Origin of the sequence: Streptomyces sp. NPDC020379 (assembly GCF_044387105.1) — a bacterium.
Classification (GTDB): domain Bacteria; phylum Actinomycetota; class Actinomycetes; order Streptomycetales; family Streptomycetaceae; genus Streptomyces.
Window position 1 is genome coordinate 254,628 of record NZ_JBIRVR010000006.1, and the last position, 25,666, is coordinate 280,293.

Annotated in this window: 22 protein-coding genes, 1 tRNA gene and 2 pseudogenes; 7 read left to right on the forward strand and 18 right to left on the reverse strand. The window is 70.6% G+C overall.

Annotation, left to right across the window (positions count from 1 at the left end; all coding sequences use genetic code 11):
- Positions 1-363 precede the first annotated feature (363 nt).
- Positions 364-1,074 carry a class F sortase gene (locus tag ACH427_RS10870; protein WP_398869091.1) on the forward strand — a complete coding sequence of 237 codons (711 nt, stop codon included), beginning with the start codon at positions 364-366 and terminating at the stop codon, positions 1,072-1,074.
- On the opposite strand, the gene ACH427_RS10875 is transcribed toward ACH427_RS10870, so the two are convergent.
- Positions 992-1,513 carry a MarR family winged helix-turn-helix transcriptional regulator gene (locus ACH427_RS10875; protein WP_398869092.1) on the reverse strand — a complete coding sequence of 174 codons (522 nt, stop codon included), beginning with the start codon at positions 1,511-1,513 and terminating at the stop codon, positions 992-994. The genes ACH427_RS10870 and ACH427_RS10875 overlap by 83 nt on opposite strands.
- 70 nt (positions 1,514-1,583) lie before the next feature.
- Here ACH427_RS10875 and ACH427_RS10880 point away from each other — a divergent pair, with 70 nt between their 5' ends.
- A complete protein-coding gene (locus ACH427_RS10880) occupies positions 1,584-2,684 on the forward strand; it encodes a hypothetical protein (protein ID WP_398869093.1) in 1,101 nt (366 codons plus the stop codon).
- A gap of 663 nt (positions 2,685-3,347) precedes the next feature.
- On the opposite strand, the gene recQ is transcribed toward ACH427_RS10880, so the two are convergent.
- Together recQ and ACH427_RS10890 are read right to left on the reverse strand one after the other, a co-directional pair.
- Entirely contained in the window at positions 3,348-5,225 is a 1,878-nt protein-coding gene (recQ, locus tag ACH427_RS10885) for a DNA helicase RecQ (RefSeq protein ID WP_398869094.1), read from the reverse strand.
- A gap of 368 nt (positions 5,226-5,593) precedes the next feature.
- Positions 5,594-7,663 (reverse strand): restriction endonuclease, encoded by a 2,070-nt coding sequence (locus tag ACH427_RS10890; RefSeq protein WP_398869095.1) that lies wholly within the window; start codon positions 7,661-7,663, stop codon positions 5,594-5,596.
- 191 nt (positions 7,664-7,854) lie between these two features.
- Between ACH427_RS10890 and ACH427_RS10895 the strand changes: the two genes are divergently transcribed.
- Complete coding sequence (locus ACH427_RS10895) at positions 7,855-8,316, forward strand: hypothetical protein (RefSeq protein ID WP_398869096.1); 462 nt, start codon at positions 7,855-7,857, stop codon at positions 8,314-8,316.
- Between the two features lie 12 nt (positions 8,317-8,328).
- Here ACH427_RS10895 and ACH427_RS10900 read toward each other — a convergent pair whose 3' ends face one another.
- Positions 8,329-8,586, reverse strand: coding sequence for a hypothetical protein (locus ACH427_RS10900; RefSeq protein ID WP_398869097.1), 258 nt, complete (start codon positions 8,584-8,586; stop codon positions 8,329-8,331).
- A gap of 43 nt (positions 8,587-8,629) precedes the next feature.
- Entirely contained in the window at positions 8,630-8,824 is a 195-nt protein-coding gene (locus ACH427_RS10905) for a hypothetical protein (RefSeq protein ID WP_398869098.1), read from the reverse strand.
- A 2,096-nt stretch (positions 8,825-10,920) separates the two neighbouring features.
- On the opposite strand from ACH427_RS10905, the gene metG reads away from it, so the two are divergent.
- Positions 10,921-12,537, forward strand: coding sequence for a methionine--tRNA ligase (gene metG / locus ACH427_RS10910; RefSeq protein WP_398869188.1), 1,617 nt, complete (start codon positions 10,921-10,923; stop codon positions 12,535-12,537).
- 94 nt (positions 12,538-12,631) lie between these two features.
- Here the strand turns inward: metG and ACH427_RS10915 are convergent, their stop codons facing one another.
- Complete coding sequence (locus tag ACH427_RS10915) at positions 12,632-13,651, reverse strand: ParB N-terminal domain-containing protein (protein ID WP_398869099.1); 1,020 nt, start codon at positions 13,649-13,651, stop codon at positions 12,632-12,634.
- 805 nt (positions 13,652-14,456) lie between these two features.
- Here ACH427_RS10915 and ACH427_RS10920 point away from each other — a divergent pair.
- Entirely contained in the window at positions 14,457-15,449 is a 993-nt protein-coding gene (locus tag ACH427_RS10920) for a LuxR C-terminal-related transcriptional regulator (protein ID WP_398869100.1), read from the forward strand.
- A gap of 80 nt (positions 15,450-15,529) precedes the next feature.
- On the opposite strand, the gene ACH427_RS10925 is transcribed toward ACH427_RS10920, so the two are convergent.
- Entirely contained in the window at positions 15,530-16,048 is a 519-nt protein-coding gene (locus tag ACH427_RS10925; RefSeq protein WP_398869101.1) for an ATP-binding protein, read from the reverse strand.
- A 300-nt stretch (positions 16,049-16,348) separates the two neighbouring features.
- Positions 16,349-16,832: pseudogene (locus ACH427_RS10930) on the reverse strand (DUF5753 domain-containing protein); the annotation flags it as partial.
- A gap of 24 nt (positions 16,833-16,856) precedes the next feature.
- Between ACH427_RS10930 and ACH427_RS10935 the strand changes: the two are divergent.
- Positions 16,857-17,030, forward strand: a pseudogene (locus ACH427_RS10935) (site-specific integrase); the annotation flags it as partial.
- Between the two features lie 320 nt (positions 17,031-17,350).
- On the opposite strand, the gene ACH427_RS10940 reads toward ACH427_RS10935, so the two are convergent.
- The 10 genes from ACH427_RS10940 to ACH427_RS10985 form a co-directional block, all read right to left on the reverse strand.
- Positions 17,351-17,426: transfer RNA gene (locus tag ACH427_RS10940), tRNA-Arg, on the reverse strand.
- A 101-nt stretch (positions 17,427-17,527) separates the two neighbouring features.
- Positions 17,528-18,709, reverse strand: coding sequence for a 3-hydroxybenzoate 6-monooxygenase (locus ACH427_RS10945; protein ID WP_398869102.1), 1,182 nt, complete (start codon positions 18,707-18,709; stop codon positions 17,528-17,530).
- Positions 18,710-18,761: 52 nt separating this feature from the next.
- Positions 18,762-20,063 carry a 3-phosphoshikimate 1-carboxyvinyltransferase gene (aroA, locus tag ACH427_RS10950; protein ID WP_398869103.1) on the reverse strand — a complete coding sequence of 434 codons (1,302 nt, stop codon included), beginning with the start codon at positions 20,061-20,063 and terminating at the stop codon, positions 18,762-18,764.
- Positions 20,060-21,181 carry a transaldolase gene (gene tal, locus ACH427_RS10955; RefSeq protein ID WP_398869104.1) on the reverse strand — a complete coding sequence of 374 codons (1,122 nt, stop codon included), beginning with the start codon at positions 21,179-21,181 and terminating at the stop codon, positions 20,060-20,062. The genes aroA and tal overlap by 4 nt, the downstream gene beginning before the upstream one ends.
- Entirely contained in the window at positions 21,178-21,381 is a 204-nt protein-coding gene (locus ACH427_RS10960; protein WP_398869105.1) for a hypothetical protein, read from the reverse strand. The genes tal and ACH427_RS10960 overlap by 4 nt, the downstream gene beginning before the upstream one ends.
- Before the next feature lie 138 nt (positions 21,382-21,519).
- Positions 21,520-21,966, reverse strand: a complete 447-nt coding sequence (aroQ, locus tag ACH427_RS10965; RefSeq protein ID WP_398869106.1) for a type II 3-dehydroquinate dehydratase — start codon at positions 21,964-21,966, stop codon at positions 21,520-21,522.
- On the reverse strand, positions 21,963-22,199 hold the full coding sequence (locus tag ACH427_RS10970; RefSeq protein ID WP_398869107.1) for a helix-turn-helix transcriptional regulator: 237 nt from the start codon (positions 22,197-22,199) through the stop codon (positions 21,963-21,965). The genes aroQ and ACH427_RS10970 overlap by 4 nt, the downstream gene beginning before the upstream one ends.
- A 119-nt stretch (positions 22,200-22,318) precedes the next feature.
- On the reverse strand, positions 22,319-23,275 hold the full coding sequence (locus ACH427_RS10975) for an amidohydrolase family protein (RefSeq protein ID WP_398869108.1): 957 nt from the start codon (positions 23,273-23,275) through the stop codon (positions 22,319-22,321).
- Positions 23,276-23,315: 40 nt separating this feature from the next.
- Positions 23,316-24,170, reverse strand: a complete 855-nt coding sequence (locus ACH427_RS10980; protein WP_398869109.1) for an arylamine N-acetyltransferase — start codon at positions 24,168-24,170, stop codon at positions 23,316-23,318.
- A complete protein-coding gene (locus ACH427_RS10985; protein ID WP_398869110.1) occupies positions 24,163-24,645 on the reverse strand; it encodes a cupin domain-containing protein in 483 nt (160 codons plus the stop codon). Before ACH427_RS10985 ends, ACH427_RS10980 begins: the two co-directional genes overlap by 8 nt.
- Positions 24,646-24,837: 192 nt before the next feature.
- Here ACH427_RS10985 and ACH427_RS10990 point away from each other — a divergent pair, with 192 nt between their 5' ends.
- Positions 24,838-25,599 carry an SDR family NAD(P)-dependent oxidoreductase gene (locus ACH427_RS10990; RefSeq protein ID WP_398869111.1) on the forward strand — a complete coding sequence of 254 codons (762 nt, stop codon included), beginning with the start codon at positions 24,838-24,840 and terminating at the stop codon, positions 25,597-25,599.
- Positions 25,600-25,666 lie beyond the last annotated feature (67 nt).

Genomic DNA, 25,666 nt, shown 5'->3' on the forward strand with positions numbered 1-25,666 from the left:
GGCGGCAGCCCCAGTTTCGGGAAGGGGCGGGGCTGGGGAAACGGCGCCGCAGGCCAATGGACCCGCAGTTGGGGTCGGGGGTGTGCCCCAGTAATCGGCCCGCACTCACAACCCCGGTGAAGGCGACGCGCAGCGGAGGCGCCGCAGGCCAACGGCCCCGCAGTTGGGGTCGGGGGCGTGCCCCAGTAATCGGCCCGCACCCACAACCCCGGTAAAAGCAACGCGCAGCGGAGGCTCCGAATGGGCGAGACGCGGAAGACCCGCCACGCCCGCACCCGCACCGCCCGTGCCACCCGAGCCCACGAAGCCCGCGCGGCAAGCGCGAGCACACCCCGTAGGCCCCATGAACCGCAGAGCCCCGCCGTGGAAGCCCGCCGCAAGGCGGTCGTCGCCACCGTGATCGCCATCGCCCTCTGCCTCGGGAGCTGGCTGATCCGGCACGGCGCGGACGCCCAGGGGCCGCCCCCGCAGCCGTCCGCCGCCCAGGCGTTCGCGCCGTACCGCCCCGGCGCGCCCGTACCCCGCATGGGCCCCAGCGTGCCGCCGCTGCCGCCCTCGCCGCCGACGCGGGTCCGGATCCCGGACATCCAGGTGGACGCCCCGACGTGGCCCCTGTCCCTGCTGCCGGACGGCAGTCTCGCCAGCCCGCCGGAGGACGACCGCGACCTCGCCGGCTGGTACGCGGGCGGCACCACGCCCGGGGCGCCCGGCACGGCGATCGTCGCCGGGCACGTCGACACGGCCGCCGGCCCCGCCGTCTTCTACAGCCTGGGCGCCCTGAAGAAGGGGCAGGCCGTGGAGATCGCCCGCGCCGACGGCCGCACCGCGGTCTTCACGATCGACGCGATCGAGGTGTACAGCAACGACGACTTCCCGTCCGAGAAGGTCTACGGGCCTTCCGCGCGGGCCGAGTTGCGGCTGATCACCTGTGGCGGCGGCTTCGACACGGACGCCCACGCGTATCTGGGCAACGTCGTCGTCTACGCGCACCTCACTTCGGTGCGGGAGCCCTTCCCGCGCGCCCGGCCGGCCGGTCCCGCACCTCTCGCGCCCATGCGGTCAGTCCTGCGATGAAGCCCGCGCGGTCGCGCGGCGACAGGCTGTCGAGCGCGCGCAGCAGCGGCTGGGAACGGGTGGCGATGAACGCCTCGACCACGGGCAGGCGGTGCTCCGCGATGGCGACCAGCGTGCGGCGCCGGTTCGCGGGGTCCTCGCGGCGCTCGACCAGACCGGCCCGGTCGAGCGCGCCCACCAGCTCACTGGTGGTCGACAGGGACAGCCGCAGCCGCTGCGCCAGCTCGCTCACGGCCAGCGGCTGTTCGGCGATCAGCTGCGGCAGTACGGCGCCGTGCCGCGCGGTGAGGTTGTGGGTCTCGAAGACCGTGCGCAGCTCGTCGGGCATCTCGGCGGTGGCCTGGCGGATATAGGGCGCCAGCAGGGGGACCAGGCCGATGGCCTCGGTCTCCTCCGGGGTGGGGAGCCGGTGTTTCCCGGGTTCTGCGGCGTGGGGCATACTGCGATTGTAGATGCTTCGTAAATCCAAACCATTCGGGAATCCGAACTTCTGGACAGGGGGCTCCACCATGCCGTCCATCGGCTACCAGGACGCGGTCAACGACGCGCTGGAACGCATGCACGACCTCGGTTACGAACGTGGGGCCCAGGGCGACCTCGCCAACCACGGCCCCATGGGCGCGGAGGCACTCGCCGTGCTCGGCCACGGCGACGAGGTCGCCGCGTGGGTCGAGGGTTACCGCACCGTCATGCCCCACCACGAGGTGCCCGCCCCGCGCTTCGCGCTCGACCCGGCCGACCCCGCCTCCTGGCGCCCGGCCCTCGGGGACTTCTCCCGCGCCGGTGACTGGGAGGTCCTCTTCGCCCGCGAACTCGCCGCCGCCCCCTGGCGCGAGGTGCTCACCCGCTGGTGGCCCCGGCTGCTGCCCGGACTGCTCGCGGGTCTCACCCACGGCGTGATCCGCACCGCCCACGCCGTACGCTCCCTGGCCGCCGCCCCGCGGCCCACCCCGGGCCAGCTCACCGAGCTGGCCCGGGGCCTGGCCTACTGGGCGGCGCGCTTCGCCCACCTGCCCGGCGAGGTCCGGATGCGCGGTACGCGGGACCTCGCGGCGGCCGTGGCCGCCCTGCCCCGCACCCCGCACACCGGCGACTTCGTCCCGGGCGTCGCCGCGCGGCGGCTGGCCGTCGTGGACACCTTCCCCGGCTACGCCGAGGCCCTCGACGCACTCGCCCCCGCGCACACGCAGTGGCTGCTCAGCGAGATGACCACCGAGTTCGCCGGGGTCTACCTGGCCCATCCGGAGCTCCCGGAGGTCCCCCTCGTGCACGGCGTCACCGCACCCGCCGCCGTACGCCTCGTACTGCCCCACCTGCCCGACGAGCTCCACGAGCCCTCACTCGCCGCCCTCTGGCACGTCCACACCGCGCTGCTGCTCGCGTTCACGGGCGACCGCGGCGGCGAGGCGACCGTGGCCCGGGACGCGGCGGTGGCGGATGTCCCGCCCTTCGACGAACTCATCGCCCGGGCGGTGGCGCACGGCGACGAACACGTCCTCAAATTCACGGAGGCGTGCGCGAGGGAGTTCGCGCTGCGGCCGGATGGGCGGTTCGGGGCTGCGACGCTTGCGGCGCAGCGGCGCATTTCCCCTCGGGGGGTGGCGGGGTAGGGGGTTCTGTCCGGGGCGCCCCCGGACCCCTGGTAGGTGCGTGCCCCAGACCCCCGCTGCGGGTTACGTTGCCGCCTGCGGCGGGAGCGGCCTGCGGCCGCGTCCTCAAACGCCGGACAGGCTGGTTTGTTCCCCAGCCCCGCCCCTTCCCGGCTGCACCTGATATGCGGCTCCGCCGCGTGGGGGGCTGCGCCCCAGACCCCGCAACACGCTTCGCGCGTTGTCCTCAAACGCCGGACGGGCTGAAAAGAAAAGACGGGCGCCCCTGACGAGCCGAAAGGGAAGACCGGCGCACCCCACAACCGAATGTTGCCCTCCGGTGGGAGGGGGTGGGGCTGGAGGGTGGGGTTCTGGAACGCGGTGCGACATCACGGCACTCAATACGCATGACCCGCACCGCACCGCGTTCCAGGTCCCCAGCCCGGAAGACCCACCCCCGGCACCCACCACAAACCCAGCCCGGCCGGCGCTTGAGGCCACCCCACCGCAACCACAACACACCCGCACCAGACAACAGCGAGCCCGGCAGGGCGCCCCCGCCGCAGGCGGCGAACCGACCCGCACCAGACAACGGCGAACCCGCAAGGCAACGCCGAGCCCGCAAGGCCACCCCACCGCAAGGCGCAGCCCCCGCACCCGGAAGATCGGCGGAGTAGCCCCGACCTACTCCGCCGCCCGCAAAGACGCCAGCAGGTCCAGGATCGGCTGACCGTACTTCGCCAGCTTGCCCTCGCCCACCCCGCTGATTCCCGAAAGCTCCTCCAGCGACGTGGGCGAAGCCGTCGCGATCTGCCGCAGCGTCGCGTCGTGGAAGATCACATACGCGGGAACGCCCTGCTCACGGGCGGTGGCCGCACGCCAGGCGCGCAGCTCTTCGAAGACCGGGACCAGCTCCGCCGGGAGGTCGACGGGCACGCTCTTCCTGCCCGTACCGGACGAAGAGCGCGAGGCACTCTTCGCGGTGCGGGCAGGCTCGCGGCGCAGTCGCACCTCGCGCTGCCTGCCCAGCACCTCCGCGCTCGCGTCGGTGAGGACCAGCGTGCCGAAGTCGCCCTCGACGGCCAGCAGACCCTGCGCCAGCAGCTGGCGGACCACGCCCCGCCACTCCGCGACGCTCAGCTCGGTGCCGATGCCGAAGACCGTCAGGCCGTCGTGGTCGTGCTGGATGACCTTCGCGGTCTTCTTGCCCAGCAGGATGTCGATGATCTGCCCCGCGCCGAACTTCTGCCGCCGCTCCCGGGCCAGCCGCAGCACCGCGGAGAGGAACTTCTGGGCGGCGATGGTGCCGTCCCACGTCTCGGCGGGCGTCAGGCATGTGTCGCAGTTGCCGCAAGGGCTGCTCTGCTGGCCGAAATACGCCAGCAGTTGGACCCGGCGGCACTCCACCGTCTCGCACAGGGCCAGCATCGCGTCGAGGTGCGCGCCGAGCCGGCGGCGGTGGGCGTCGTCGCCCTCGGAACCGTCGATCATCTTGCGCTGCTGGACGACGTCCTGGAGGCCGTACGCCAGCCAGGCCGTGGACGGCAGGCCGTCACGCCCGGCACGGCCGGTCTCCTGGTAATACCCCTCGACGGACTTCGGCAGGTCGAGGTGGGCGACGAACCGTACGTCCGGCTTGTCGATGCCCATGCCGAACGCGATCGTGGCCACCATGACCACGCCGTCCTCACGGAGGAAGCGCGCCTGGTTCGCGGCGCGGACCCGCGCGTCGAGACCCGCGTGGTACGGCAGGGCGTCGATGCCGCTCTGCACGAGGAAGGCCGCCGTGTCCTCCACGCCCCTGCGGGACAGGCAGTAGACCACGCCCGCGTCGCCCTGGTGCTCGGTGCGCAGCAGCTCCAGCAGCTGGCGCTTGGGGTCGTCCTTCGCGACGATGCGGTACTGGATGTTCGGCCGGTCGAAGCTCGCCACGAAGTGCCGGGCGTCCTGGAGATTCAGCCGCCCCGCGATCTCCGCGTGCGTGGCCTCCGTGGCGGTCGCCGTCAGCGCGATGCGCGGCACGTCCGGCCAGCGCTCGTGGAGCTGGGACAGCGCCAGATAGTCCGGCCGGAAGTCGTGGCCCCACTGCGCCACACAGTGAGCCTCATCGATGGCGAAGAGGGAGATCTTGCCCCGGTCCAGCAGCCGCAGCGTGGCCTCGACCCGCAGCCGCTCCGGCGCCAGATAGAGCAGGTCGATCTCGCCCGCCAGGAACTCCGCCTCGACCGTCCGCCGCTCGTCGAGATCCTGCGTGGAATTCAGGAACCCCGCCCGGACCCCGAGCGCGCGCAGCGCGTCGACCTGGTCCTGCATGAGCGCGATCAGTGGCGAGATCACCACACCCACACCCGGCCGCACGAGCGCCGGGATCTGATAGCAGAGCGACTTGCCGCCACCGGTGGGCATGAGCACGAGACTGTCCCCACCTGCGACGACGTGCTCGATGATCTCTTCCTGGTCGCCTCGGAACGCGTCATAGCCGAAGACGCGCTGAAGGCAGCGCAGGGCGTCGCTGGGGTTGGCGGGGTCGGAGGGACGAGCGGTCTCAGTGGGAGCGGCCATTTTTGAAGTCTACGAGGGTTGGCTTACCCGAATGGGTGACTGTGGATAAGTGGGGTCGCTCGCGATGTCTGGTGCGGATTGTGTGTGTCTTGCGGTTCGGGTGGCCTCAATCGCCGGCCGGGCTGGGTTGGTGGTGGGTGCCGGGGGCGGGTCTTCCGGGCTGGGACCTGGAACGCGGTGCGCTGCGGGTCACGCGCACTGAGCACCCTGAAACGCACCGCGTTCCAGAACCCCACCCTCCAGCCCCACCCCCTCCCACCGGAGGGCAACATTCGGTTGTGGGGCGCGCCGGTCTTCCCTTTCAGCCGGCTCAGGGTGCTCGTTGCCGTTCCGGGCGCGCCAGCCGCGGCATCGCCCCCGCCCAACCCTCAAGCCACCTCGATCCCGAACCCCCGTACAAGCTCCTCCAGCCCGCCCCGGTACCCCTGCCCACCCAGCACGAAATCCCAGTCCCCGTTCGCCCGGCGGCGGAAAGAGCCGAGGACCAGCGCCGTCTCGCCGGGCCGCCCGTCCGAGACCTCCAGCTGACCCAGCTCCGTCCCAGTTGCGTCGGACAGCCGGATCCGCGCGTCCGTGAACCCCGAGAGGTCCGCCTCCGGGTTGGCCTGCGGGTCCACCGCGGCGACCAGCACCAGCCGGTCCGCGTCCCGCGGCAGGGCCTCGAAGGCGACCCGGACCGCCGCCTTGTCCCCGGCGGAGGGGGCCACGGCGCGTACGGAGCCGTCGGGGGTGGCCGGGTTGTTGAAGAAGACGAAGTGGTCGTCGCTGAGCACCCGCGTGCCCTGGCAGACGAGCGCGCACACGTCCAGGGCGACCCGCCCGGACCACGACATCCCCAGGACGTTGTGATCACCCGCGGCCGGCTCCGGCTCCGGTCCCGGCTCGGGCACGGGCTCGCGCGCCGCCGCGGCCGCCGCCGAGGTGCCGGGACCGGAGCCCAGCCGTCCGCGCAGCCCGTGCCGGCCGAGCAGGCCGACGAGCTCCTCCCCGGACACCAAGGTGAGCGGCTTCCCGTTGGCGAAGGTGTACGAACCGGGGCCGAACCCCGAGGTCGTCACCAGCACCCCCTTGTTCGCCCCGGCGCCCTGCACCGTCCCGTAGAGATCACGGACCGCCGTCGGCGGCACCGTCTTGCGGTACCGCTTCACCTGCACGATGATCCGGCCACCGCTGATCGGGTCCGGGTCCAGGGCCTCGACGTCCACGCCGCCGTCGTTGGAGCGCGTCGTCATCACGGCCCGCATGCCGCGGGCGCGGAACAGCTGGGCGACCAGCCCCTCGAACTCGATCGGGTCCATCTCGAAGAGGTCCGGGTCGTCACCGCCGCCGTGCGAGACCACGCCCCGGCCCACCTCGTCGGGCATCCGCCCCGGCCGCACGGCCGCGAGCTGGTCCGGGCGGGCGGACAGCTGGCCGCCCAGCCCGTCCACGAGGCAGTCCACGGCGCTGACCTGCGCCAGGTGCAGCCCCTCGAAGAGCTGCCGCGACACGGTGACCGTGGCCAGCACGATCTGCGCCCGCCGCCCGGTGACCGGGTCGTGGTCGTCGACGAAGCCGTTGAGCGCCACCGATTCCAGCGCCCCGAACCCGTCGGCCGCGAACAGCTCACGAACCGTCAGCAACAGGCACTGCGCCAGTACGTCCCGGTAGAGGGCGCGGCGCTGGGCGACGGGGCGGGCCGTCTCCTTGTCCTGGTCGGCGCTCGGCATGTACCGCACGGCCTTCGCCTCCGGCACGATCTCGTACCCCGGCAGCTCCGACGTCAGCACCAACTGCCGCGCGCCCGGGTCGTACGCGGCGGAGATCTGGTGCGGGAACTCCTGCGGCCAGGCGGAGGAGGCGTAGAGCGCGGCGGAGAAGTAGTCGACGACCGCGTCCGGGTCGCGTTCGCGCAGGGCCTCGGTCATCTCCGCGACGCCCGCGTTGTACCGGCGTATCTCGGCCAGCTGTTCGGCGGCCCACTGGTCGTACTGCTGCCGGTACGCGGCCAGTTGCTGCTGCCGCTGCGCCTCGGCGGCCTGCGCGGCCTGCCGGTCACGCTCGAACTGCTGGCGCGCGAAGCGGTAGTGACCGGGGTCGGGCATCGCCACCGGGTGCGCCAGGTGCCCCGGCTGGAACGGGTCGACCTCCTCGGGTCTGCGGAGCGCCGCCGGAGTGAACGCCGGCGCGGCACACCCGGCCGCGAGCAGCCCGGTCAGCTCCGCGACCCGGCCCTCCAGCTCCTCCGTACGGCGCATGGCCTCGGCCTCGCGCCGCTGGCGGTACGCCGCGCGCTGTTCCCGGTCGAGGCGCGCGGTCTCGCGCTCGTACGCCCGCTGCTGCCGCTCCTGCTCCCGCTGGGCCTGTATCCGTTCCCGGTGCGCGGCCTCACGTTCGCGCTGCTGCTGGCGCTGCGCCTCGGCCCAGATGCCCATCAGTCCATTGGAGCGACGACTCATGCGGAAACATGCCCTCCCCTCGGGACGCCCCGGCGCCCCGGACCGCGCACTGGCCCCACAACCAGCGTAAGGAATCCGACTTTAGTCGACTTCAGATGATCCGATCGGGGGAGGTGATCTTCACGGGGTCCGGCGCGGCTCACTCAAGTGAGTGATGTGAGGATTTATGGGTACGTGCTTGCCTCATGAATATGCCCAACCGTACGAGGCTTTGCACCGCCGCTGCCGTCGCCGCCCTGCTGACCGCCGGCCCGCTCTCCCTCTCCGCACAGGCCGCGGACACCCGGTCCGCCCCTTCCGCCACGGCCGCCCAGCAGTCGCGGGCGGAGGTCCGCGTCAACTCCTTCTTCCGCGACTACCGGCAGGCCGTCCTCCACAAGGGCGGCTCGACCCCCGCCCAGGTCCGCGCCCGCTATCTCACGCCCGACCTGAACAAGCGCCTCGACGCCTGGGCCCTCAAACACGACGCCGACCCCGTCTTCCAGGCCCAGAACGTCCCCGCCTCCTGGAAGACCCGCTACGAGGGCAGCGGCGCGGGCCACGCCACGGTCGTCCTCACCGAACACTGGTCCGGCGGCAGGTCCCAGGACGTCTGGTACGCGGTCCGCCTCTCGGACCTGACCGTCAACGACCTGAAGGCACCGCCGTCCTGACGCGACCGGCCGTCACCCGTCCTGCGGCGTCCGAGTGGCGTCGTCGTGGACGTGCATGTCGCTGTTCATCACGGTGAACACGGTGCCGTGCCCGTCCGCGGTGTTGATCTGCGCCGAGCCGGTGGCGTCGGGCGGCTCGTCCGGCGCGCTCCCGGTGCCGATGGCGGGCGGAGCGTGGTGGATTTCGACGTGGTTGTCGTGACCGGCCACGACGGGGCCGGAAGCGTCGCCCCCGATCCGGATCGTGTTGCGGTCACCCTGTGATGGCATCGCGAAAGCTCCTTTGGCGAGGGGGCTCTTGTGGGCGTGCTGTCTATGACGACTCCACACCAGCGATCACGGCCGGTTCGCAGCGGAGGGCGCAGCTCCGCTCGCCTGGCGGTGATTTCTTGATGACCTGTGCGGTGGTTCCGTCGTCGGCGACGGTGATCGTCATCGAAAGATTCCCCATGACACCTGTTCCGCTGCATGAACCGTCGGGCCGGTATTCGTACAGTTTGAGGTCCACGCGACCGCAATCCGTCGGGACATGCGCGGCGTACGAGCCGGGTCCCGTCTCGCTGAATTCGATGGCGGCCCCCCCTGCCGTCCTTCCACGTCCCGGCGAGGCTGGTGTTCGCTGTCCGGTCGGCCGGGTCGTCGCTCTGACTGATGGCGACCCCGCCCACGACGACGGCGCAGACGACAGTGGCCGCACTGATGCCCAGGGCGGCCGGCGAGGCGCTGAGGCCCGGCACCGTGAAGCCTTTGGCCGTGCCGACCACGGCAGTCGTGGTGGCGTGGGTGGCGCCCGCGGGCCCGGCATGTGCCGCGCTCGCGGCCCCCACGTGCGTTCCGGCATGTGCCACACCGCTGGTGCCTACGTGGGTGGCACCCGTGGCGCCCGCGTGTGTGCCGACCAGGAGTGCACGGATGGCCGCCTCATGGGTGAAGTACGCCTCGGAGCGTCGGTCGCCCGCGTGCCGGGCCGCGGTCCGCCCGCGGCCGAGCAGCCGTCCCCACGCGCCGAACCGCAGCGAGCGGGCGAGCTCCGGTGACGCGGCCCGCGCGACCCGCACCGCGAGGCCCGGCCGTCCGGCCTGCTCGGCCAGGTCGGACGTGATCTCCAAGGCGCGGGTGTACGCGGCGACTTGGGCGGGCGTCGTCGTCGGCTGGGGCGCCCAGCGGGCCAAGTGCCCGCACAGCCGGGCGGCGGGGAACGGCGCGGGGAATCGCCCGCGTACCGCCGACACGGCGTCGGCGGCGCGGCGGTACCCGTGCTCCGTGGCCAGGATCAGTCCGAGGCCGGCCAGGCGCTCGCACGTTCCGGCCGCGTCCGCGACGTCGATCAGCGCGCCGACGTGCACCGGGTCCAGCTCGGCGTCGTCCAGGCGCCAGGGGGTGCAGGACGCCCAGCGTCTGCGCGTAGAGCCGGTCGAGCAGCATCGGGAGCAGCTCGGTGACCTCCCCGGGCCAACGCGGAAGACCAGACTGGTACCTCCCCTGGTCCACGAGCTCACGGTCCGCCTCCGCGCCCACAACCGCACAGCCGGACCCCTGACGCGGATCCGCGTCAGGGCCGCGCTGCACGCCGGCGACGTCTGCCTCGGTCAGGGTAGCGAGGTCACAGGCCGGCCTCTCGAAGTCCTGAAGCGGATGCTCGACCCGCCCCCGGCCCGGGCCGCCCTGGCCGAGGCGCCCGAGACCGTTTCCGCGTCGGTCCTGCTCTCACAGCACTTCTACGACGAGACGGTCCGGCACCGCTACCCGGGAATCGATCCGGACACCTTCCGCAAGGTCGCCTTTACGACGAAGGAGTACACCGCGGACGCCTGGCTCCGCCTGTCCGGGCATCAGGCGGCGGCCACCGCGCTCGGACGGTGCTGTCGGTCAACGGCCCCCGGAGCACTCGACGGTGATCAACAAGGCGTCGGGGCGCGGCGCCGTCTACGCGACGCAGAACGGTACCCAGCACATCCACGTCACCAGGGAACTGTGGAGGAGCGATCGTGGCCGAGGTGACCACGCGGGCGGAAGCGGGAGCCGCGGCACTGGTAGCGGCATGGCCACGGATCTGTCGCAGGAAACGCGAAGCACCCTGGTGGTGAGAAAGATCGGTGCGGGTGGCTTCCTCGGAGGAGATCCTCTGTGGTGCCTGTTTCACCCCGGAGGTGACGAGGTGATCACCACTGAGCAAAGCGCGCTTGCTGCGGCAACCGGAGACCTGTTCCCGCTAGCGGCGGCTTCCCTGCCCGGTTCGTACCTTCCGGGGCTCCTGGGGGAGAGGCGGTACCGGACTGGAAGCCGTTCTTGGCCGCCCTCGAAGAGACGGCACGTGACTGGTCGTGTCCCACGACTGCGGTGCTGAACGTGCCCGATGGCCACCCTGCCGCCGCCTTTCTCGCCGAGCACGGGTTCGTGGCGGTGCCGAGTTTCGCCCAGGCCGTGATGACTGTCGAGGGTGAGAGCCTGGAGGACTACGTTGCGCGATTTCACCGACGGGGTCGGAAGCTCCTACCGAGGGTACTGGCCGTGACCGGGCACCGTTCTCTGTCCAACGGTGGTGCTGCGCAGGCATGTTCCCATGGCCTGGACGGTCAAGTGGTCCGACTAGGCTTGTCTGCCATGAATCCCATGGGACCCGAGTCTGTCCGGGCGAAGGCGTTCTACGTCAGCACGCCCATTTATTACGTCAACGACGCTCCTCACCTGGGCCATGCCTACACCACGTGCGCGGCCGACGTGCTCGCCCGCTGGCACCGACAGCGCGGCGAGCACGTGTGGTTCCTCACAGGGACGGACGAGCATGGCCAGAAGATCATGCGCACGGCTGAGGCGAACAGGGTCTCCCCGCAGGAGTGGTGCGACAGACTCGTGGAGGAGTCGTGGAAGCCGCTCTGGGAGCATCTGGAGATCGCAAATAACGACTTCATCCGCACCACGCAGAAGCGGCACACCGACCGCGTCCAGGAGTTCGTGCAGGACCTGTACGACAAGGGTGAGATCTACAAGGGCGGCTACGAGGGTCCATACTGCGTGGGCTGCGAGGAGTACAAGCTCTCCGGTGAGCTGCTCGAGGGTGACGGCGAGTACGCCGGTCAGAAGCTTTGCCCCATCCACAGGAAGCCGGTGGAGATCCTCAGCGAGGAGAACTACTTCTTCAAGCTGAGCGATTACGGCGACAAGTTGCTCGCCCACTACGAGGCCAACCCGGATTTCATCCAGCCCGAGTCGGCCCGCAACGAAGTCCTGAACTTCGTTCGCCAGGGGCTGCAGGACCTGTCGATCTCCCGCTCGACCTTCGACTGGGGCATCCCGATCCCGTGGGATCCCAACCACGTGATCTACGTGTGGGTCGATGCCCTTCTGAACTACGCGACGGCGGTCGGCTACAACGAAAACCCGGACAAGTTCGAGTCCACCTTCCCATCCGACGTCCATCTGGTTGGCAAAGACATCCTCCGCTTCCACGCGGTCATCTGGCCGGCGATGCTGATGGCGCAGGGCCTACCGCTGCCCCGCAAGATAGCCGCGAACGGTTGGCTGATGGTCGGCGGTGAGAAGATGTCCAAGTCGAACCTGACCGGCATCAAGCCGCAGGATCTGACCTCGCACTTCGGCGTTGACGCCTACCGCTGGTACTTCCTGCGGGCAATCGCCTTCGGTCAAGACGGCTCCTTCTCTTGGGAGGACTTCACCGCCCGCTACACCAGCGAGTTGGCCAACGACTACGGCAACCTCGCCTCTCGTGTGGCGGCGATGGTCGGTAAGTACTTTGATGGCACGCTGCCCGAGGCCACAGCCGAGGACGAAGCCGCGAAGGCGATCCACGACAGCCTGGTCACCGCGGTGGCGGAGGCCGACCGGAGGATCGGCGACGAGTTGGACTTTCAGGGCGGCATCCTGGCTGTCTTCGACTTCATCAAGCAGGTCAACGGTTACCTCACGGAGCAGGAGCCGTGGAAGGTGGCCAAGGATGACTCAGAGGATGCCCGCGCTCGCCTGGCCACGATCCTCTACACGGCGGCGGAGTCGCTACGCGCCGTCGCCGTCCTGCTGAACCCGGTCATGCCGGAGACCTCGCAGAGGCTGTGGAACTCCCTCGGCGCCGAGGCATCCTTGGGTGCGCTGTCGGAACAGAAGGTCCAGGAGGCGGGCGGGTGGGGCAAACTACCCGCGGGCACGACCGTCACCAAGGGCGCCGTCCTCTTCCCGCGCCTGGAGGAGACCGCCCAGGCATGAGGCGGGCTGGGTGTCCGCCATATTCCAGCAGCGGACACCCTTTGGTGCCTTGGATTCATGCGGCCGGCCCGTAGTGCCGAGATCGTCTGTGCCCTCACTGACCTTCGCTGAGAGTCCGTAGCTGATCAGCGAGGAGTTGCCAGTTGCGCGCGTACTCTCGCGCCAGCTTCGCCATGGCATGCATGCAGTGTGGGGGCAGGCTGGCAGCAATGCTCTCTCTGTTCCTGGCGAAAGCGGCGCTGGCATCGAGCAGCCGGAGAATGGACCGCCCGACATCGTTGAGACGCAGGGAAGGATCCCGCCGCAACGGCTCCAAGATCTCGGTTAGTTCCGCGACGGGGACGATGTCGAGCGAAGGGGACGAGGCTATCGGCGCCCGGCGCGGTGGGTGCCGTCGCTCAGAGGCGCTTTGTCGGGGCAATGCTTCGGGCAGAGTCGGGCTCTCTCCGCGTGCCATGCGCTCTCGTACGTCTGCCACGGTGGTAGGAGAAATACCAGCTTCCTTCGCTACCTGCCGCAGGGAGGCGGTGGGGTTCTGCTTCAGCAGCATGGCTGCCACCCTCCGTCCCCGGGAGGGGTCCAGTGGGCGGGCGCGGCCGTCACGGCCCACTCGTTTGCCCCCCGCAGCGATATCGCCGAAGAGGCTGCGGCGGATGTCTGCGGCCTTCTTTGGGGCCAGACCGGCTATGGATGCGACTGATCTGTCGGACCACTCCGGATGAAGCGTCAGGATGCCCTTTGCGGCCGCGGTGCGTTCTTCGAGTGACAACGGCAGGCCATGGGCGACGTTCAAGGCTACTGCCAGAAGCCGGCCATCGGCCGCGCTGCCTTCGAAGTAGCGGACATCGATGTGCGTCTGTCCTTGGAGCTCCGCGGCTCGGAGGCGGTGGATCCCGTCGATGACCGTCATTGATTCGCGGTGCACGATGATGGGCGGCAGAGGCCCGTCGAGTTCGGCGAGCGTGCGCGTGTAGTCAGGGTTTTCGATGGTGCTGCGAGGTGATTCGGCGATCCTCGGTGTCCGCAGTGCGACGGTTGCCACCGGGGCTTCGTGCAGCTGACCCCGGAGCCCGAGCAAGTAGTCGGAGTCGTACATCGTGGATGGTGCTGGCATGGCAGGTCCTCGAATATGCGTCGATGCCGGTTCCCGACCTTCTACTGCCACCCCGAGTCTGCCTGTACCGAAGGTGATGAAGCTGCCACACCGGATACTCCGAGCAGGCTCGCCCCGCTCAGCCCGAGAACCGCCGCGACGGCCACCGCTGCTCCCAGAAGGTTGATGCGAAACATCATCGTCCTCTCCCCAAGGCATGGATTGTCGTCTGACGAGGTCGGCCGGTGACTGAAGTCTTGCTGGCCAGTCAGCGGGGAGAGAAGAGGATCCGGGCTGGGCAAAGCGGCCATGTCCGCCTCAGGACAGCCAGTCCTGCGGCGGGTCCATCTGGTTGAGATGGTCGATCAGAGGCACCTCGGCGCGAATCAACTGCCAGTGTTTCAACCACGGTTGAGTGACAACCGCGTGCTGCCATACGTGTCGTGCGGACGCCTCGGTCTGATCCAGTGTCTCTCTCGGATGTAGAGCCCGACGATTGGCTGCGGCTGGGCCAGGGGATGGGCGACCACGTGCAGAACTCCGGGATGGTTCGCGGCGCAGACGATTGCCGATGCGGTATGCGCGGGCAGAGTCACGCCCGGTCCGCGGGGGGCCAGGTGCATATGGACTAGATAGGTCACTTCGCTCGTCAGGCATGCAAGGGATGATTTGCAGGAGCGCGGCTCATTCAGGTGTGGTTTATATCTGCTCGCGCCTGAATAGTCACTGCTGGGAATGCTCGGTGGGGTTGATCGCGCGCAAGCAGCATCGGATATCGTTTCCTCAGTCACTCAAGGTGCGCGGTAGGGGGTGTCAGGGGGATCTGATGCTGGTCCGGCTTGGGATTGATTCGGCCGCAGAGGCGGTGTACCGGGTCATGTTGGCCCATCCGCAAGAGGATGTCGCCGGTTGGGCGGCACGCTTGAACCTGTCCGAGAATGCGGTGCGCGACGCGCTCGATCGGCTGAGCGAGATCGCGCTCGTTCGTCCTTCGACAGAGGACCAGACTCGGGCGCGCGCAGTCAATCCGCTCTTGGGGCTTGAGTCCCTGCTGGCGCGGCAGCAAGCCGACCTGGCGGCGCAGCAGCAGAAGGTCGAGGCGAGCAGGGCCGCCATCGCGGAAGCCATCGCCAAGTACGGACAGGAATACGCTGCATGTGCTGGCATTCAGTACATCGAGGGCGTCGACGCCATCAGGGAACACCTGGAACTGCTGAGCAGCAAGGTGCAGGACGAGTTCTTGACCTTCGCTCCCGGGGGAGCCCAGACCGCGGCCAACATGGCGGCCTCCCGTCCGCTCAACCGTCGACTGCTTGAGCGAGGGATCAGGATGAGAACCGTCTACCTCGACAGTATCCGAAGTGATCCGCCGACCCTGGCGCATGCGGAGTGGCTCCAAAGCCTCGGTGCGCAGATCCGGACCACACCCACGTTGCCCAACCGGGTCATCCTCATCGACAGGCGGGTTGCCCTTGTCGCAGCCGACAGCCGGAATACGGGAACGGGCGCCGTTTTCATCGAGAATCCTGGAACGGTCACCCTGGTGTGCGCGCTCTTTGAGAGCGTATGGAAGTCGGCCGAACCGTTGGGTGCCCTTGCGAGGCCGGCTCCGGGCGGGTTCACGAAGCAGCAGCGCGAGGTGCTGCGCCTGATGGCTCAGGGAAGCACTGACGAATCCATAGCCAATAGCCTTGGTGTTTCGGCGCGCACAGTGCGCAGGATTGCCGCCGACCTTCTCACTCACCTCCGCGCACGAAGTCGCTTCCAGGCAGGGGCCCACGCCGTGCAACGTGGTTACCTGCCCGCCGAACCCGAGTGACGCGGTCGCCGGTCGCCTGTTCAACTGCTCATCATGCGCGGTCGGTGAACCGCCCGGACCGAATGCGGACGTGGGGCCGGTCAGCGGCTGGCGCGGATCATCACGGTGAGGACCGATGAGGCCGGTGGTGGGTGGCTCTGCCCGATGTCCTCGTACCCCCACGACTTGCAGAGCGCGTGGACCTTTCCGTCATCGGCGGCCGGGTTGTGGTGAAGGCGCGCAGTTCGATGGCGGGCGCCGTGGTCATGCGGCCAGCTCCACGCAACGCTCCGGATCGGCGATGCCCACCAGCTCGTCCTCCGGCAGCAGCCGTAGCGGCAGCACGCCGGGACGGCCAACTCCGCCCAGACGGTCTTGCCCCAGCGCATTTCGTCGTAGGCCCAGCGGTGTGACAGCGCGCCGACCAGCACCAGGCCGTGTCCCGTCTCATCGCCGTCGGCGACCGGATCAATTTTCGGCAGGGCGCGGGATTTGTCGGTGACGCTGTTCCGTACGAGATCGTCGGTGACGCGCCGGACGGATACCCGGACCAGACGGCACGAGATGTGGCGGACCGCGTTGCCCACCAGCTCGGAGGCGATCAACGTGCCCGCATCCACCAAGCCGGCTATGCCCCAGGTTTTCAGCGCGACCGAGACGAGGTGCCGGGCACGGCAAGCCGTCTCGGGCTCGCAGGGGGCGGGTTTCGGTATAGCCGGGCGGTCCGACTGCGGTGGGTCTGGTCATGACGCTCACTGGGTCGTCTCCTCGGGGCTGGGGTGTCCCGTTCTCGATTGGGGGCTACGAGCGGGCTTTCCTCCACTGCCGCCGAGGGAAAGCCTGGGCCTGCCGGTCGACGCCAATGACCGCACGGAGAACCGGAGTTTCGGCTCAACAAAATTGCGGGGAATCGCGCGGCGTCATCCGAGGGCGATGATGGCCGACTCGATCAAGGCACGGGCGGCGTTGCCGTGGGCGGCCATCTTCGTGAGCTCCCCGAACGCCGCGCGGTAGTAGGCGAGTTCGTGCGGCTGCACCACGTTGACCTCGGCGGTGAGGGTTTCCACGACACTGGGTGCGCCGTCATGGAGGGAGAACGCCTCCAGCGGCCACATGGTCCTTTGCGCGGTGAAGGGGATGATGCGCAGCGAGACGGAGGGCAGCGGCATCACGGTCAGCAGGTGCCTGGGCTGTCCGGCCATCGTCTCGGCGTCGCCGACGCGGTGACGCAGGACGCATTCCTCCATGAGCACGACGAACCGGTGTCCGCCCTCGTACAGGACTGGCTGCGGGCAACGCGGGCCGCGACGGCCTCGGAGACGTCGTTGGGGGTGCCCTGGAAGTCGGTGATGGCCTCCAGCAGGGCCGTGGCGTAGGCGGGGGCTGGAAGGAGCCGGGCACGACCGCGAGAAATGGGGAAGCGCCTGGGTGGAGACCGGACGGGCCCTCACACGTGAGAACGGTGAGCTGCTCCACCCCGCCAACGTCACTCGGCGATTTATCGAGCTGTACGAGGAGGTCGGTCTCCCGCCAATCCGACGCCATGATCTTCGTCACGGCACCGCGACCCTGGCCCACGCGGCCGGAACCGACCTGAAGGACATCCAGGAGATGCTCGGGCACTCCTCGATCACGATCACGACGGACACGTACACGAGCCTGCTCCCCGAGGCCGGCCTGGCCATTGCCTGGGCCGCAGCACGGCTCGTACCGCGAGCCCGGACGGCCTCAGAGCGTGCCGCGTCCGAAGAGAGGGCCAAGGTCGACGAGGCGGAGGGCTCCGTGCCGGATGGTGCTGATCCGTCGGGCGGAGAAGCGGGGCCCGGCGGCCCGTCCGCCCACGCAAACGGCCCCGGACGAGGTGTCCGAGGCCGAATAGCGCGCCTCCCTGGAGGAAAACCCCAGGTCAGCGGCCCTTTGCGTGGTGCCCCCGGGCAGATTCGAACTGCCGACACCCGCTTTAGGAGAGCGGTGCTCTATCCCCTGAGCTACGGAGGCGTCGCCACCGCTGAGGGTGGCCCAGAACAGGGTAGCGGATGGGGGTGTGCCGGTGGGTGGGCGGTGGGTTCCCGGTGGCTTGGGGCGGCTGGGGGCCGGGGTCAGGCCGCCACGCGCTCCCCGTGCAGCCACGCCACCTTGTCGTAGAGGTCGTCCGGGGAGAGGGCGGACATCATCGCGTTGCGGGCCTGGGCCTGCGGGCCCGACGGGTGGTAGAGCTGGGTGCCCATTTCCCGGGCGACCAGCTGGGTCCTGGCCGTGCGGGCGTGGCGTTCGGCGTTGTACTTCTCCAGGCGCTGGACGGTGTCCTCCGCCGGGGCGTCGAGGAGGGAGCCGATCACCACGGCGTCCTCCAGCGCCATGCACGCGCCCTGGGCCGCGTACTGGAGCATCGGGTGGGCGGCATCGCCGAGGAGGGCCACGCGGCCGTCCGTCCAGGTGTCGACCGGGTCCCGGTCGCACAGCACCCATTCCTTCCAGTCCGCGCCCAGCTCCAGGAGGCGGCGGGCCGTCTCGCCCAGCTCCGGGAAACGGCCGATGACGTGGGCGCGTTCGGCCGGGCGGCCCACGACCGCGTCGCGGGCGCCGTCGTCGCGGGTGGCCGCCAGGTTCAGGTGCGTGCCGCCCGCGATGGGGTAGTGCACGAAGTGCCACTTGGGGCCGGCCCACAGCGTCACCGTGTTCCAGCGCAGCTCCTCCGGCACCAGCTCCATCGGGATCACGGAGCGGTAGATCGTGTGGCCGGACACCCGCGGCTCCCCGTCGCCGACGAGCTGCCGCCGGATCGCGGAGCGGATGCCGTCGGCGCCGATCAGGGCCGTGCCGGTGAAGCGGCGGCCGGTGTCGGTGACGGCGGTGACGCCGTTCGCGTCCTGCTCGTACGAGGCGACGCCGGCGCCCGCGGTCAGCGTGATGGCCGGGGTGGCGCGGCAGGCGTCGAGGAGGGCCTGGTAGAGGTCGCCGCGGTGGACGACGGCGTAGGGGTTGCCGAAGCGCTCGCGGTAGCCGCCGGTGAGCGGCATGACGGCGATGCGCTCGTCGGTGGTGCCGTCCATCAGACGCAACTCGTCGATGTGCACGGCGCGTTCGCGTACCTCGTCGCCCACGCCGAGGCGGTCCAGGGCGTGGAAGGCGTTCGGGCCCAGCTGGATGCCCGCGCCCAGTTCGCTGAAGACGTCGCGGCGTTCGAGGACGGTGACGTGGTGGCCGCTGTTGTTCCGCGCGGTGCCGAGGGCCGCCGCGAGGCCGCCGATGCCACCGCCGGCGATGAGGATCTCCGCCATCTTTCTTCCTTCGCTGCTCAGAGGTCTCAGGGGTCGGGGGTCGCTCGCGCCCTCAGGCTCCGGGCGCGTCCGTGGCGGGCACGGTGTGGCCGGGGAAGAGGCGGTGGAGCTCGGTGTGGAAGCCGGGGAAGGTCTTGCCCACGCAGGCGGGGTCGTCGAGGGTGATGCCGGGGACGCGCAGGCCGAGCACGGAGAAGGCCATGCCGATGCGGTGGTCGCGGTAGCAGGCGATCCGGGTGCCCACGGCCTCGGCGGGCTCGATGGTGATCCGGTCCTGGCCGACCTCGGTGCGCACGCCCAGGGCGCCCAGGTTGCGGGCGACGGCGGCGATGCGGTCCGACTCCTTGAGGCGGGCGTGGGCGATGCCGCGGATGGTGATGGGGGCGTCGGCGAGCGGCGCGATCGCGGCGAGCGTCATGAAGGTGTCGGAGATCTCGCCCATGTCGACGCAGAAGCCGCCGCGCAGCGTGCCGGTGCCGGTGACCGTGGTCGCCTCCGCGCCGATGTCGACCCGCGCGCCGGTCCTGCGCAGGACGTCCACGAAGCGGAGGTCGCCCTGGAGGCTGTCGCGGCCGAGGCCGGGCACCGTGACGGCGGTGCCGGTCACGGCGGCCGCGGCGAAGACGTACGAGGCGGTGGAGGCGTCCGGCTCGACGGCCATGTCGAGGGCGGTGTAGTCGCCCGGGTCGATCCGGATGGTCCCGGTGGCATCCTCGGTGACCTTCGCGCCGAAGCGGCGCATCAGGGCGAGCGTCATGTCGATGTACGGGCGGCTGACGAGCTCGCGGGCCGAGAGGGTCAGCGGGGTGTGCATCAGGGGCGCCGACATCATCAGGCCGGTCAGATACTGGCTGCTCAGCGAGGAGTCGAGGCTGATCTCGCCGCCGTACAGGCCGTCGGACTCCACGACCAGCGGCAGCCCGCCCTCGGGCGCCGTGCGCACCCGGGCGCCCAGCTCCACCAGGGAGTCGGTCAGCGGCCACAGCGGGCGGGCGCGCAGCTGGTCGGTGCCGTCGAAGGTGAACTCGCCGGAGCCGGTGCCCGCGAAGGGCGGCAGGAAGCGGGCCGCGGTCCCGGCGTCGGCGCACCAGACGCGGGCGCTGCCGACCGGGCCCCTGCCGTTGCCGGTCACCTCCCACACCTCGTCGTCCGGGCCGGCCGTGACGCGGAAGCCGAGCGCGGACAGCGCCGTACGGAAGGCGAGCGTGTCCTCGCTGACGAGCGGGGCCCGCAGCCGGCTGGTGCCGACGGCGGCCGCCGCGAGCAGCAGGGCGCGGTTGGTGATGCTCTTCGAGCCGGGGATGCGGGCCGTCAGGGGAGAGCGCGGTAGGTGAGTCGTGACGCTGGTCGTCATGACCGTCCTTCGTCGAGTGCGGGTGACACCGCGTCGAGCAGCGAGTGCCACGATGCGTGGGACTTCCTCAGGCCCTCTTCTTCGAGTGCCGAGGCGACGTCCGCGAAGCCGATGCCGAACGACTTCAGGTAGTCGAGCTTCTTGCGGGAGGCGTCGTAGGAGTGCCGGGTCCAGGTGCGGGGGACGACCGTGCCGTGCGCGGCCACCGCGGCCAGGGTGGCCTCGGGCATGGTGTGCGCCGTGCCCGGGACGGCCAGTTCCGTGATGTGGCGGGCGGCGCGCGGGCCGGGCTCCGGCACGGTGTCCGAGGCCCACAGCAGCCGCTGCGGACGGGCGCCGTGCGCGGCGAGACGCTGCCAGCGCGGTGTGGTCAGGAGCGCGGTGAAGCGCTCGTGGGCCAGCCGGGCGACGGCGAGGGCGGCGGTGCCACGCAGCGCCTTCGCCTCCGAGGCGCCGACGCCCGCGCGGTCGAGGAGGGTGTCCACGGCCGGGTCGATCCGGCCGAGGGGGAAGGAGGCGGCGGAGGCGATCGGGCCGAGGGCGCGGCCCGCCGCCAGGGCCCGCTCCAGCCCGGCCAGATGGGCCTCCCGCGCCCGGTCGTAGCGCTCGGGTGAGAAGAGCAGGGTGACGTTGACGCCGATGCCTTCGGCCAGGCAGGCGGTGACGGCGGTCAGGCCCTCGTCGGTGGCGGGGATCTCGACCGTCACATTGGCCCGGCCGACCTCCCGGACGATGTCGCGGGCCTGCCGCACGGTGGCTTCCGCGTCGCGGGCGAGCCTGGCGTCGAGCGCGACGGAGACATGCCCCTCGGCGCCGCCGGTCTCCCGGTGGACGTTTTCCAGGGCGTCGCAGGCCGACCGGGCGTCCTCGGCGGTCAGCGCGCGTACGGCCGCGTCGGCGGTGAGTCCGCGGGCGGCCAGGGCCCGCAGCCGCTCGTCGTACGCGCCGCTGTCCGCGAGGGACGCGGCCAGGGCGGCCGGGTCGGAGGTGACGCCGGTGACGTGCTGATCGCGGACGAGCGCGGCCAGGCCGCCGCCCGCCGGGCGGGTGCGGCCGAGGCCGGTGAGCCGGACGGAGACGCCGGACGCGGCCAGGCGGCGCAGATCGCGCCCGCTCACGCCGTGGTCCAGGCGAACGCTGTGACAAGGAACGGGAGTTGACCGCGTGCGATCCGCGGCAGGTTCTCCACAGGGTCGGTGGAGAACCTGCCGTGATCGATGGCGGCCCGCCGGGGGAGTACGGGCCGCCGGTCCAGGTGGCGCGCGCCCCGTTCCCCGTGGGCCGCGCGCCGGTTCGGGTCGCTGCCAATGAACGGCATCGTGCTTCTCCTGGTTCGTCGCGCACGGAATGCGTCGCGCACGGTGGGCGGTCGGTGCTGCCGGAATGTGCTGATGCGACCTTGACCGCCCGAGGGCCCCGGCTTCAACCGCGTGGGTGCGACTTCGTCAGGAACCGTCTACGCGGCCTTGTCGGCGACGGCCTCGGCGATCGCCTGGAGGGCGAGCCGGTAGGAGCCGAAACCCAGTCCCGCGATGGTCGCCGTGACAAGGGGCGAAACCACGGAGACATGCCGGAAGGGCTCCCGGGCATGGGGGTTGGAAAGGTGCACCTCGATGACGGGCGCGGAAAGCATGGCCACGGCATCGCGCACCGCAAAGGAATAGTGCGTGAAAGCCGCCGGATTGAGCACGACCGGTGTGTGCGCGTCGGCGGCCTCGTGCAGCCACCCGATGAGCTCGCCCTCCGAGTCGGTCTGGCGGACCTCGACGCGCAGCCCGAGGCCGCTGCCGGTCCGTACGCACTCGGCCGCCAGCTCGGCGTGCGTGCCCGAGCCGTAGACGTGCGGTTCCCGCGGGCCGAGGCGGCCGAGGTTGGGTCCGTTGAGCACCAGGACGCGGGTCATGCCGATGCCGCCAGGCCGCCCTCGTGGAGCAGGACGAAGCGCGTCAGCGCGACGCGGCCCGATATCTGGAGCTTGGCGAAGATATGCCGCAGGTGGGTGTCGACGGTGTGCGGGGAGATGCTGAGCACGCCCGCGGTGGCCCGGTTGGTCAGACCGTCGGCGACCAGCCGGGCCACGCGCAATTCGGCGGGAGTGAGGCTCGCCCATCCGGAATTCGACACTGCTGCGGGCATGACGAAGTTCTCCTCGGTCGGTCCGCTCGTCGGCGGGGAACGCCGCTTGCGGATCCGACTGTGCAGGGCCGTGAAAAGGGCCCGCAACGCGGAAGGCGCCACTTCGTCAGGTGGTGGCCTCAGCCCTTGGCGAGCCGGGGGAAGAGCGCCAGCGCGTTGTCCCGGCCGATGGCCGTGCGCTGCTGCTCGCTCCAGCCCGCGTACGACTGGAATCCGGTGACGTTCTCGGTGGTGTGCTCGGCCGGCATGAAGGGATAGTCGCTGCCGAAGAGAATCTTGTCCGGCGCGGCGAGTTCCGTGAGCGCGGGCAGCGCGAATTCATTGGCCGACATCGCGATGTCGTAATAGATGCCGCGCAGCGAGGCGATCACATCGGCGGGGGCGCGCTCGGTGAGGTACTTGCCGATGGTGGGCCCGTAGGTGAGCCGCTTGGCGAGGAAGGGCAGGGTGCCGCCCGCGTGCGAGACGATCAGCTTCAGGTGCGGCAGCCGCTCCAGCACGCCGTTGAAGAGCAGGCTGACCACGGTGCGGGTGGTCTCGAAGGTGAAGTCGTAGAGCGACGGCGGCAGGTCGAAGGTGGCCAGGTCCTCGGCCGGCGGGGCGGCCGGGTGCACGTGCAGCGGCAGCCCGCGCTCGGCGATCTCCGCGAGCAGCGGCTCGAACTCGGGGTCGCCGAGGTAGCGGTCGCCGTAGCTGGTGAGCATGCCGACGCCGTCCAGCCCCAGCTCGTCGATCGCGTAGGCCAGCTCGTCCTTGGCGGCGGCGACATCGGGGAGCGGCAGGATCGCGAACGCGCCGAAGCGGGTGGGGTGTTCGGCGATGAGCGTGGCGTAGAACTCGTTGACCTCGCGCGCCATGCGGACGCGGTCCTCGCCCTGGAGGAAGCTGACGCCGGGGGCGGTGACGGACAGCACGGACGCGGCGATGCCGTGCCGGTCCATGACCTCCAGGCTGGCCTCGGGGGTCCAGGTGGGGTAGTCGACGCCCGGGATGGCGACGCTGTCGCCGAGCGCCTCACGGTAGGCCGGCGGGATGGCGTGGTGGTGGACGTCGATCAGACCGGACGGGGTGTTCATGGGGTTTCTCCGTAGGGGTGCGAAGTCTTGGGGCGAGCTGTCACCGCTGGCCGGCGGTGTCGGGCGGCAGGGCGTCGAGGGTCACGCCGAACCAGGTCCGGTACGCGGCGAACACCGCCGCGTCGTCCGCCAGGACCTCCTGGGTGCGGTGTTCGCCCTCGGTGCGGGTGAGAGTGCGGCCGCTGAGCGTGACCCGGCCGCCCGCGGTGGGCAGCGAGCACACCTGCCGGGCGAGGAAGGGGGAGCCGGGGGCGCTGCGGAACCACCACACGGTGGGCGCGAAGTCCGCGAGCGCGCGCGGCCGGGTCTCCAGCCGGTACTGGAGCTCGCCGTCGCGCAGCAGGTCCAGGTCGCCTTGGGGGGTCTGGACGAGCTGGAACTCCCCTTGCGGATCGGGCTGTTCCGTGCGGAGGTCCAGGCGGAGCGGGTGCCGGAAGCCGCGGCCGTAGCCGACGTCGACGAGCCAGGGCTCCGGGGTGTCCTCGGCCGTGACGCGGAGGGTCAGGTGCCCGAGCAGCGGCCCGAGTTCACCGTCCTCCAGCACCCGCCCGGCGAGCAGCTCCACCCCGAAGCCCAGGGCGCGCAGCAATTCGTAGAAGGCGCCGTTGAGTTCGTAGCAGCAGCCGCCCCGCTCGCGGCCGACGATCTTCTCCAGGGCGGGGGACCCGAGCCCGATCGGCGTGCTGGGCCTGCCGAAGGCGAAGTCGATGTTCTCGAAGGGCACGGAGAGGACATGGCGCTCGTGGAGCTCGCGCAGGGCCGCCGAATCGGGGCGCTCGGGGGGCTTGGCGCCGATGCGGCGGAGATAGGAATCCACCTCCCCGGCGGTCAGGTCGCGGGATTCCGTCGGTTCCGTGAGGGTGCTCTGGGGCATGTCGCCTGCGCTCTCAGACATATTCGGCGGCGTACCGGGCGACGATGCGTTCCGCCTTTTCTACGTCCTTGGCGTACTGCTCCGCCTCCGGTGCCGGACGGCCGTCGTCGGCGGAGACGCCCAGCTCCTTGAAGAAGCGCTCGAAGCCGCCGGGAGTGAAGATGATCAGCATCTTGCAAGGGGCGTCGCTGACGTTCTTGAAGGCGTGCACCTTGCCGCGCGGGACGAAGATGAACGCGCCGGCGCCGACGGTCTGCGAGAGCTTCTCGTTGGAGATCTCCAGCTCGCCCTCGATGAGGTAGAACGCCTCGTCGGAGTCGTGGTGGATGTGCAGCGGCGGGCCGCCGCCCGGCGGCACGAGGGCCTCGATCAGACCCAGCGAGCCGTGGGTGTTCTCCTTGTCCGCCTTGATCGTGTAGTGGTCGCCGAAGACCCAGCGCTTCGGCCCCGCCTGCGGCGGGATGTAGACGATGTCCTCGGACTCCTCGAAGCTCACGTGTGTTCCCCTCTCCTTTCCTGCCAGGGCTCCTACTCCACGTCGTGCGCCCGTTTTTGGCATCACGTGATCCCGTGATTTCCGTGTACCGCCCCCGTGAATACGGGATGGCAGCGGCGCGCGGGGCGGTCAGGGTGGTGGGAGCGCGGCGCACGGCGCCGACGTGGCAACGCACGAGGAATGGATGGGAACATGACCGCTCGATTCGCAGGCAAGGTCGCACTCGTCACCGGTGGCGGCTCCGGCATAGGCCGCGCCACCGCCCTGGCCTTCGCGCGGGAGGGCGCCACCGTGGTGGTCGCCGGGCGGACCGCGGGGAACCTCGCGGAGACGGTCCGGCTGATCGAGGAGGCGGGCGGCAGCGGCAGCGCCGTCACGGCCGACATCGCCGTCGCCGCGGATGTGGAGCGCATGGTCGACACCGTCGTCGAGCGGCACGGGGCCCTCGACATCGCGGTGAACAACGCGGGTTACCTCCCCGAGCCCGCGGAGCTGGCCGACCTCGACGAGGAGACGCTGGTGCGGACGCTGGGCATCAACGTCGTCGGCACCTGGCTGTCGATGAAGCACGAGGTGCGCCACATGCGGACCGCGGGCGGCGGGGTCATCGTGAACGTGGGCTCGGTGGTGGGCGCGCACCTGACCATCCCGGGCGCGGGCGCGTACGGGGCGAGCAAGGCCGCCGTCGCCGCGCTGGGCCGCAGCGCGGCCCGGGAGTACGCGGCGGACGGCATCCGCGTCAACACCCTCAGCCCCTCCTCGATGGACACCCCGATGTCCCTGCTGGAGGGCGAGACGGAGGCCGAGCGCACCGAGCGCGCCAAGGGGATGTTCCCGCTCGGCCGCATCGGCAGTGTCGAGGAGGGCGCGGGTGCCGTGCTGTGGCTGGCCTCCGAGGAGTCCGGCTTCGCGCTCGGCCACGACCTCGTCATCGACGGAGGCATCACCGCCTGACGAGCGCTTCCCGTCACGCACGTGTGCCCCGGTCCCGCACGGCGGGGGACCGGGGCACAGTGCGCAG

What these genes read in the sequence shown, in the direction of transcription:
- ACH427_RS10875 (WP_398869092.1), bottom strand. Translation starts at nt 1,513, where the DNA reads ATGCCCCACGCCGCAGAACCCGGGAAACACCGGCTCCCCACCCCGGAG.
- ACH427_RS10880 (WP_398869093.1), top strand. Translation starts at nt 1,584, where the DNA reads ATGCCGTCCATCGGCTACCAGGACGCGGTCAACGACGCGCTGGAACGC.
- recQ (WP_398869094.1), bottom strand. Translation starts at nt 5,225, where the DNA reads ATGGCCGCTCCCACTGAGACCGCTCGTCCCTCCGACCCCGCCAACCCC.
- ACH427_RS10890 (WP_398869095.1), bottom strand. Translation starts at nt 7,663, where the DNA reads ATGAGTCGTCGCTCCAATGGACTGATGGGCATCTGGGCCGAGGCGCAG.
- ACH427_RS10895 (WP_398869096.1), top strand. Translation starts at nt 7,855, where the DNA reads ATGCCCAACCGTACGAGGCTTTGCACCGCCGCTGCCGTCGCCGCCCTG.
- ACH427_RS10900 (WP_398869097.1), bottom strand. Translation starts at nt 8,586, where the DNA reads ATGCCATCACAGGGTGACCGCAACACGATCCGGATCGGGGGCGACGCT.
- metG (WP_398869188.1), top strand. Translation starts at nt 10,921, where the DNA reads ATGAATCCCATGGGACCCGAGTCTGTCCGGGCGAAGGCGTTCTACGTC.
- ACH427_RS10915 (WP_398869099.1), bottom strand. Translation starts at nt 13,651, where the DNA reads ATGCCAGCACCATCCACGATGTACGACTCCGACTACTTGCTCGGGCTC.
- ACH427_RS10920 (WP_398869100.1), top strand. Translation starts at nt 14,457, where the DNA reads ATGCTGGTCCGGCTTGGGATTGATTCGGCCGCAGAGGCGGTGTACCGG.
- ACH427_RS10945 (WP_398869102.1), bottom strand. Translation starts at nt 18,709, where the DNA reads ATGGCGGAGATCCTCATCGCCGGCGGTGGCATCGGCGGCCTCGCGGCG.
- aroA (WP_398869103.1), bottom strand. Translation starts at nt 20,063, where the DNA reads ATGACGACCAGCGTCACGACTCACCTACCGCGCTCTCCCCTGACGGCC.
- ACH427_RS10960 (WP_398869105.1), bottom strand. Translation starts at nt 21,381, where the DNA reads ATGCCGTTCATTGGCAGCGACCCGAACCGGCGCGCGGCCCACGGGGAA.
- aroQ (WP_398869106.1), bottom strand. Translation starts at nt 21,966, where the DNA reads ATGACCCGCGTCCTGGTGCTCAACGGACCCAACCTCGGCCGCCTCGGC.
- ACH427_RS10970 (WP_398869107.1), bottom strand. Translation starts at nt 22,199, where the DNA reads ATGCCCGCAGCAGTGTCGAATTCCGGATGGGCGAGCCTCACTCCCGCC.
- ACH427_RS10975 (WP_398869108.1), bottom strand. Translation starts at nt 23,275, where the DNA reads ATGAACACCCCGTCCGGTCTGATCGACGTCCACCACCACGCCATCCCG.
- ACH427_RS10980 (WP_398869109.1), bottom strand. Translation starts at nt 24,170, where the DNA reads ATGTCTGAGAGCGCAGGCGACATGCCCCAGAGCACCCTCACGGAACCG.
- ACH427_RS10990 (WP_398869111.1), top strand. Translation starts at nt 24,838, where the DNA reads ATGACCGCTCGATTCGCAGGCAAGGTCGCACTCGTCACCGGTGGCGGC.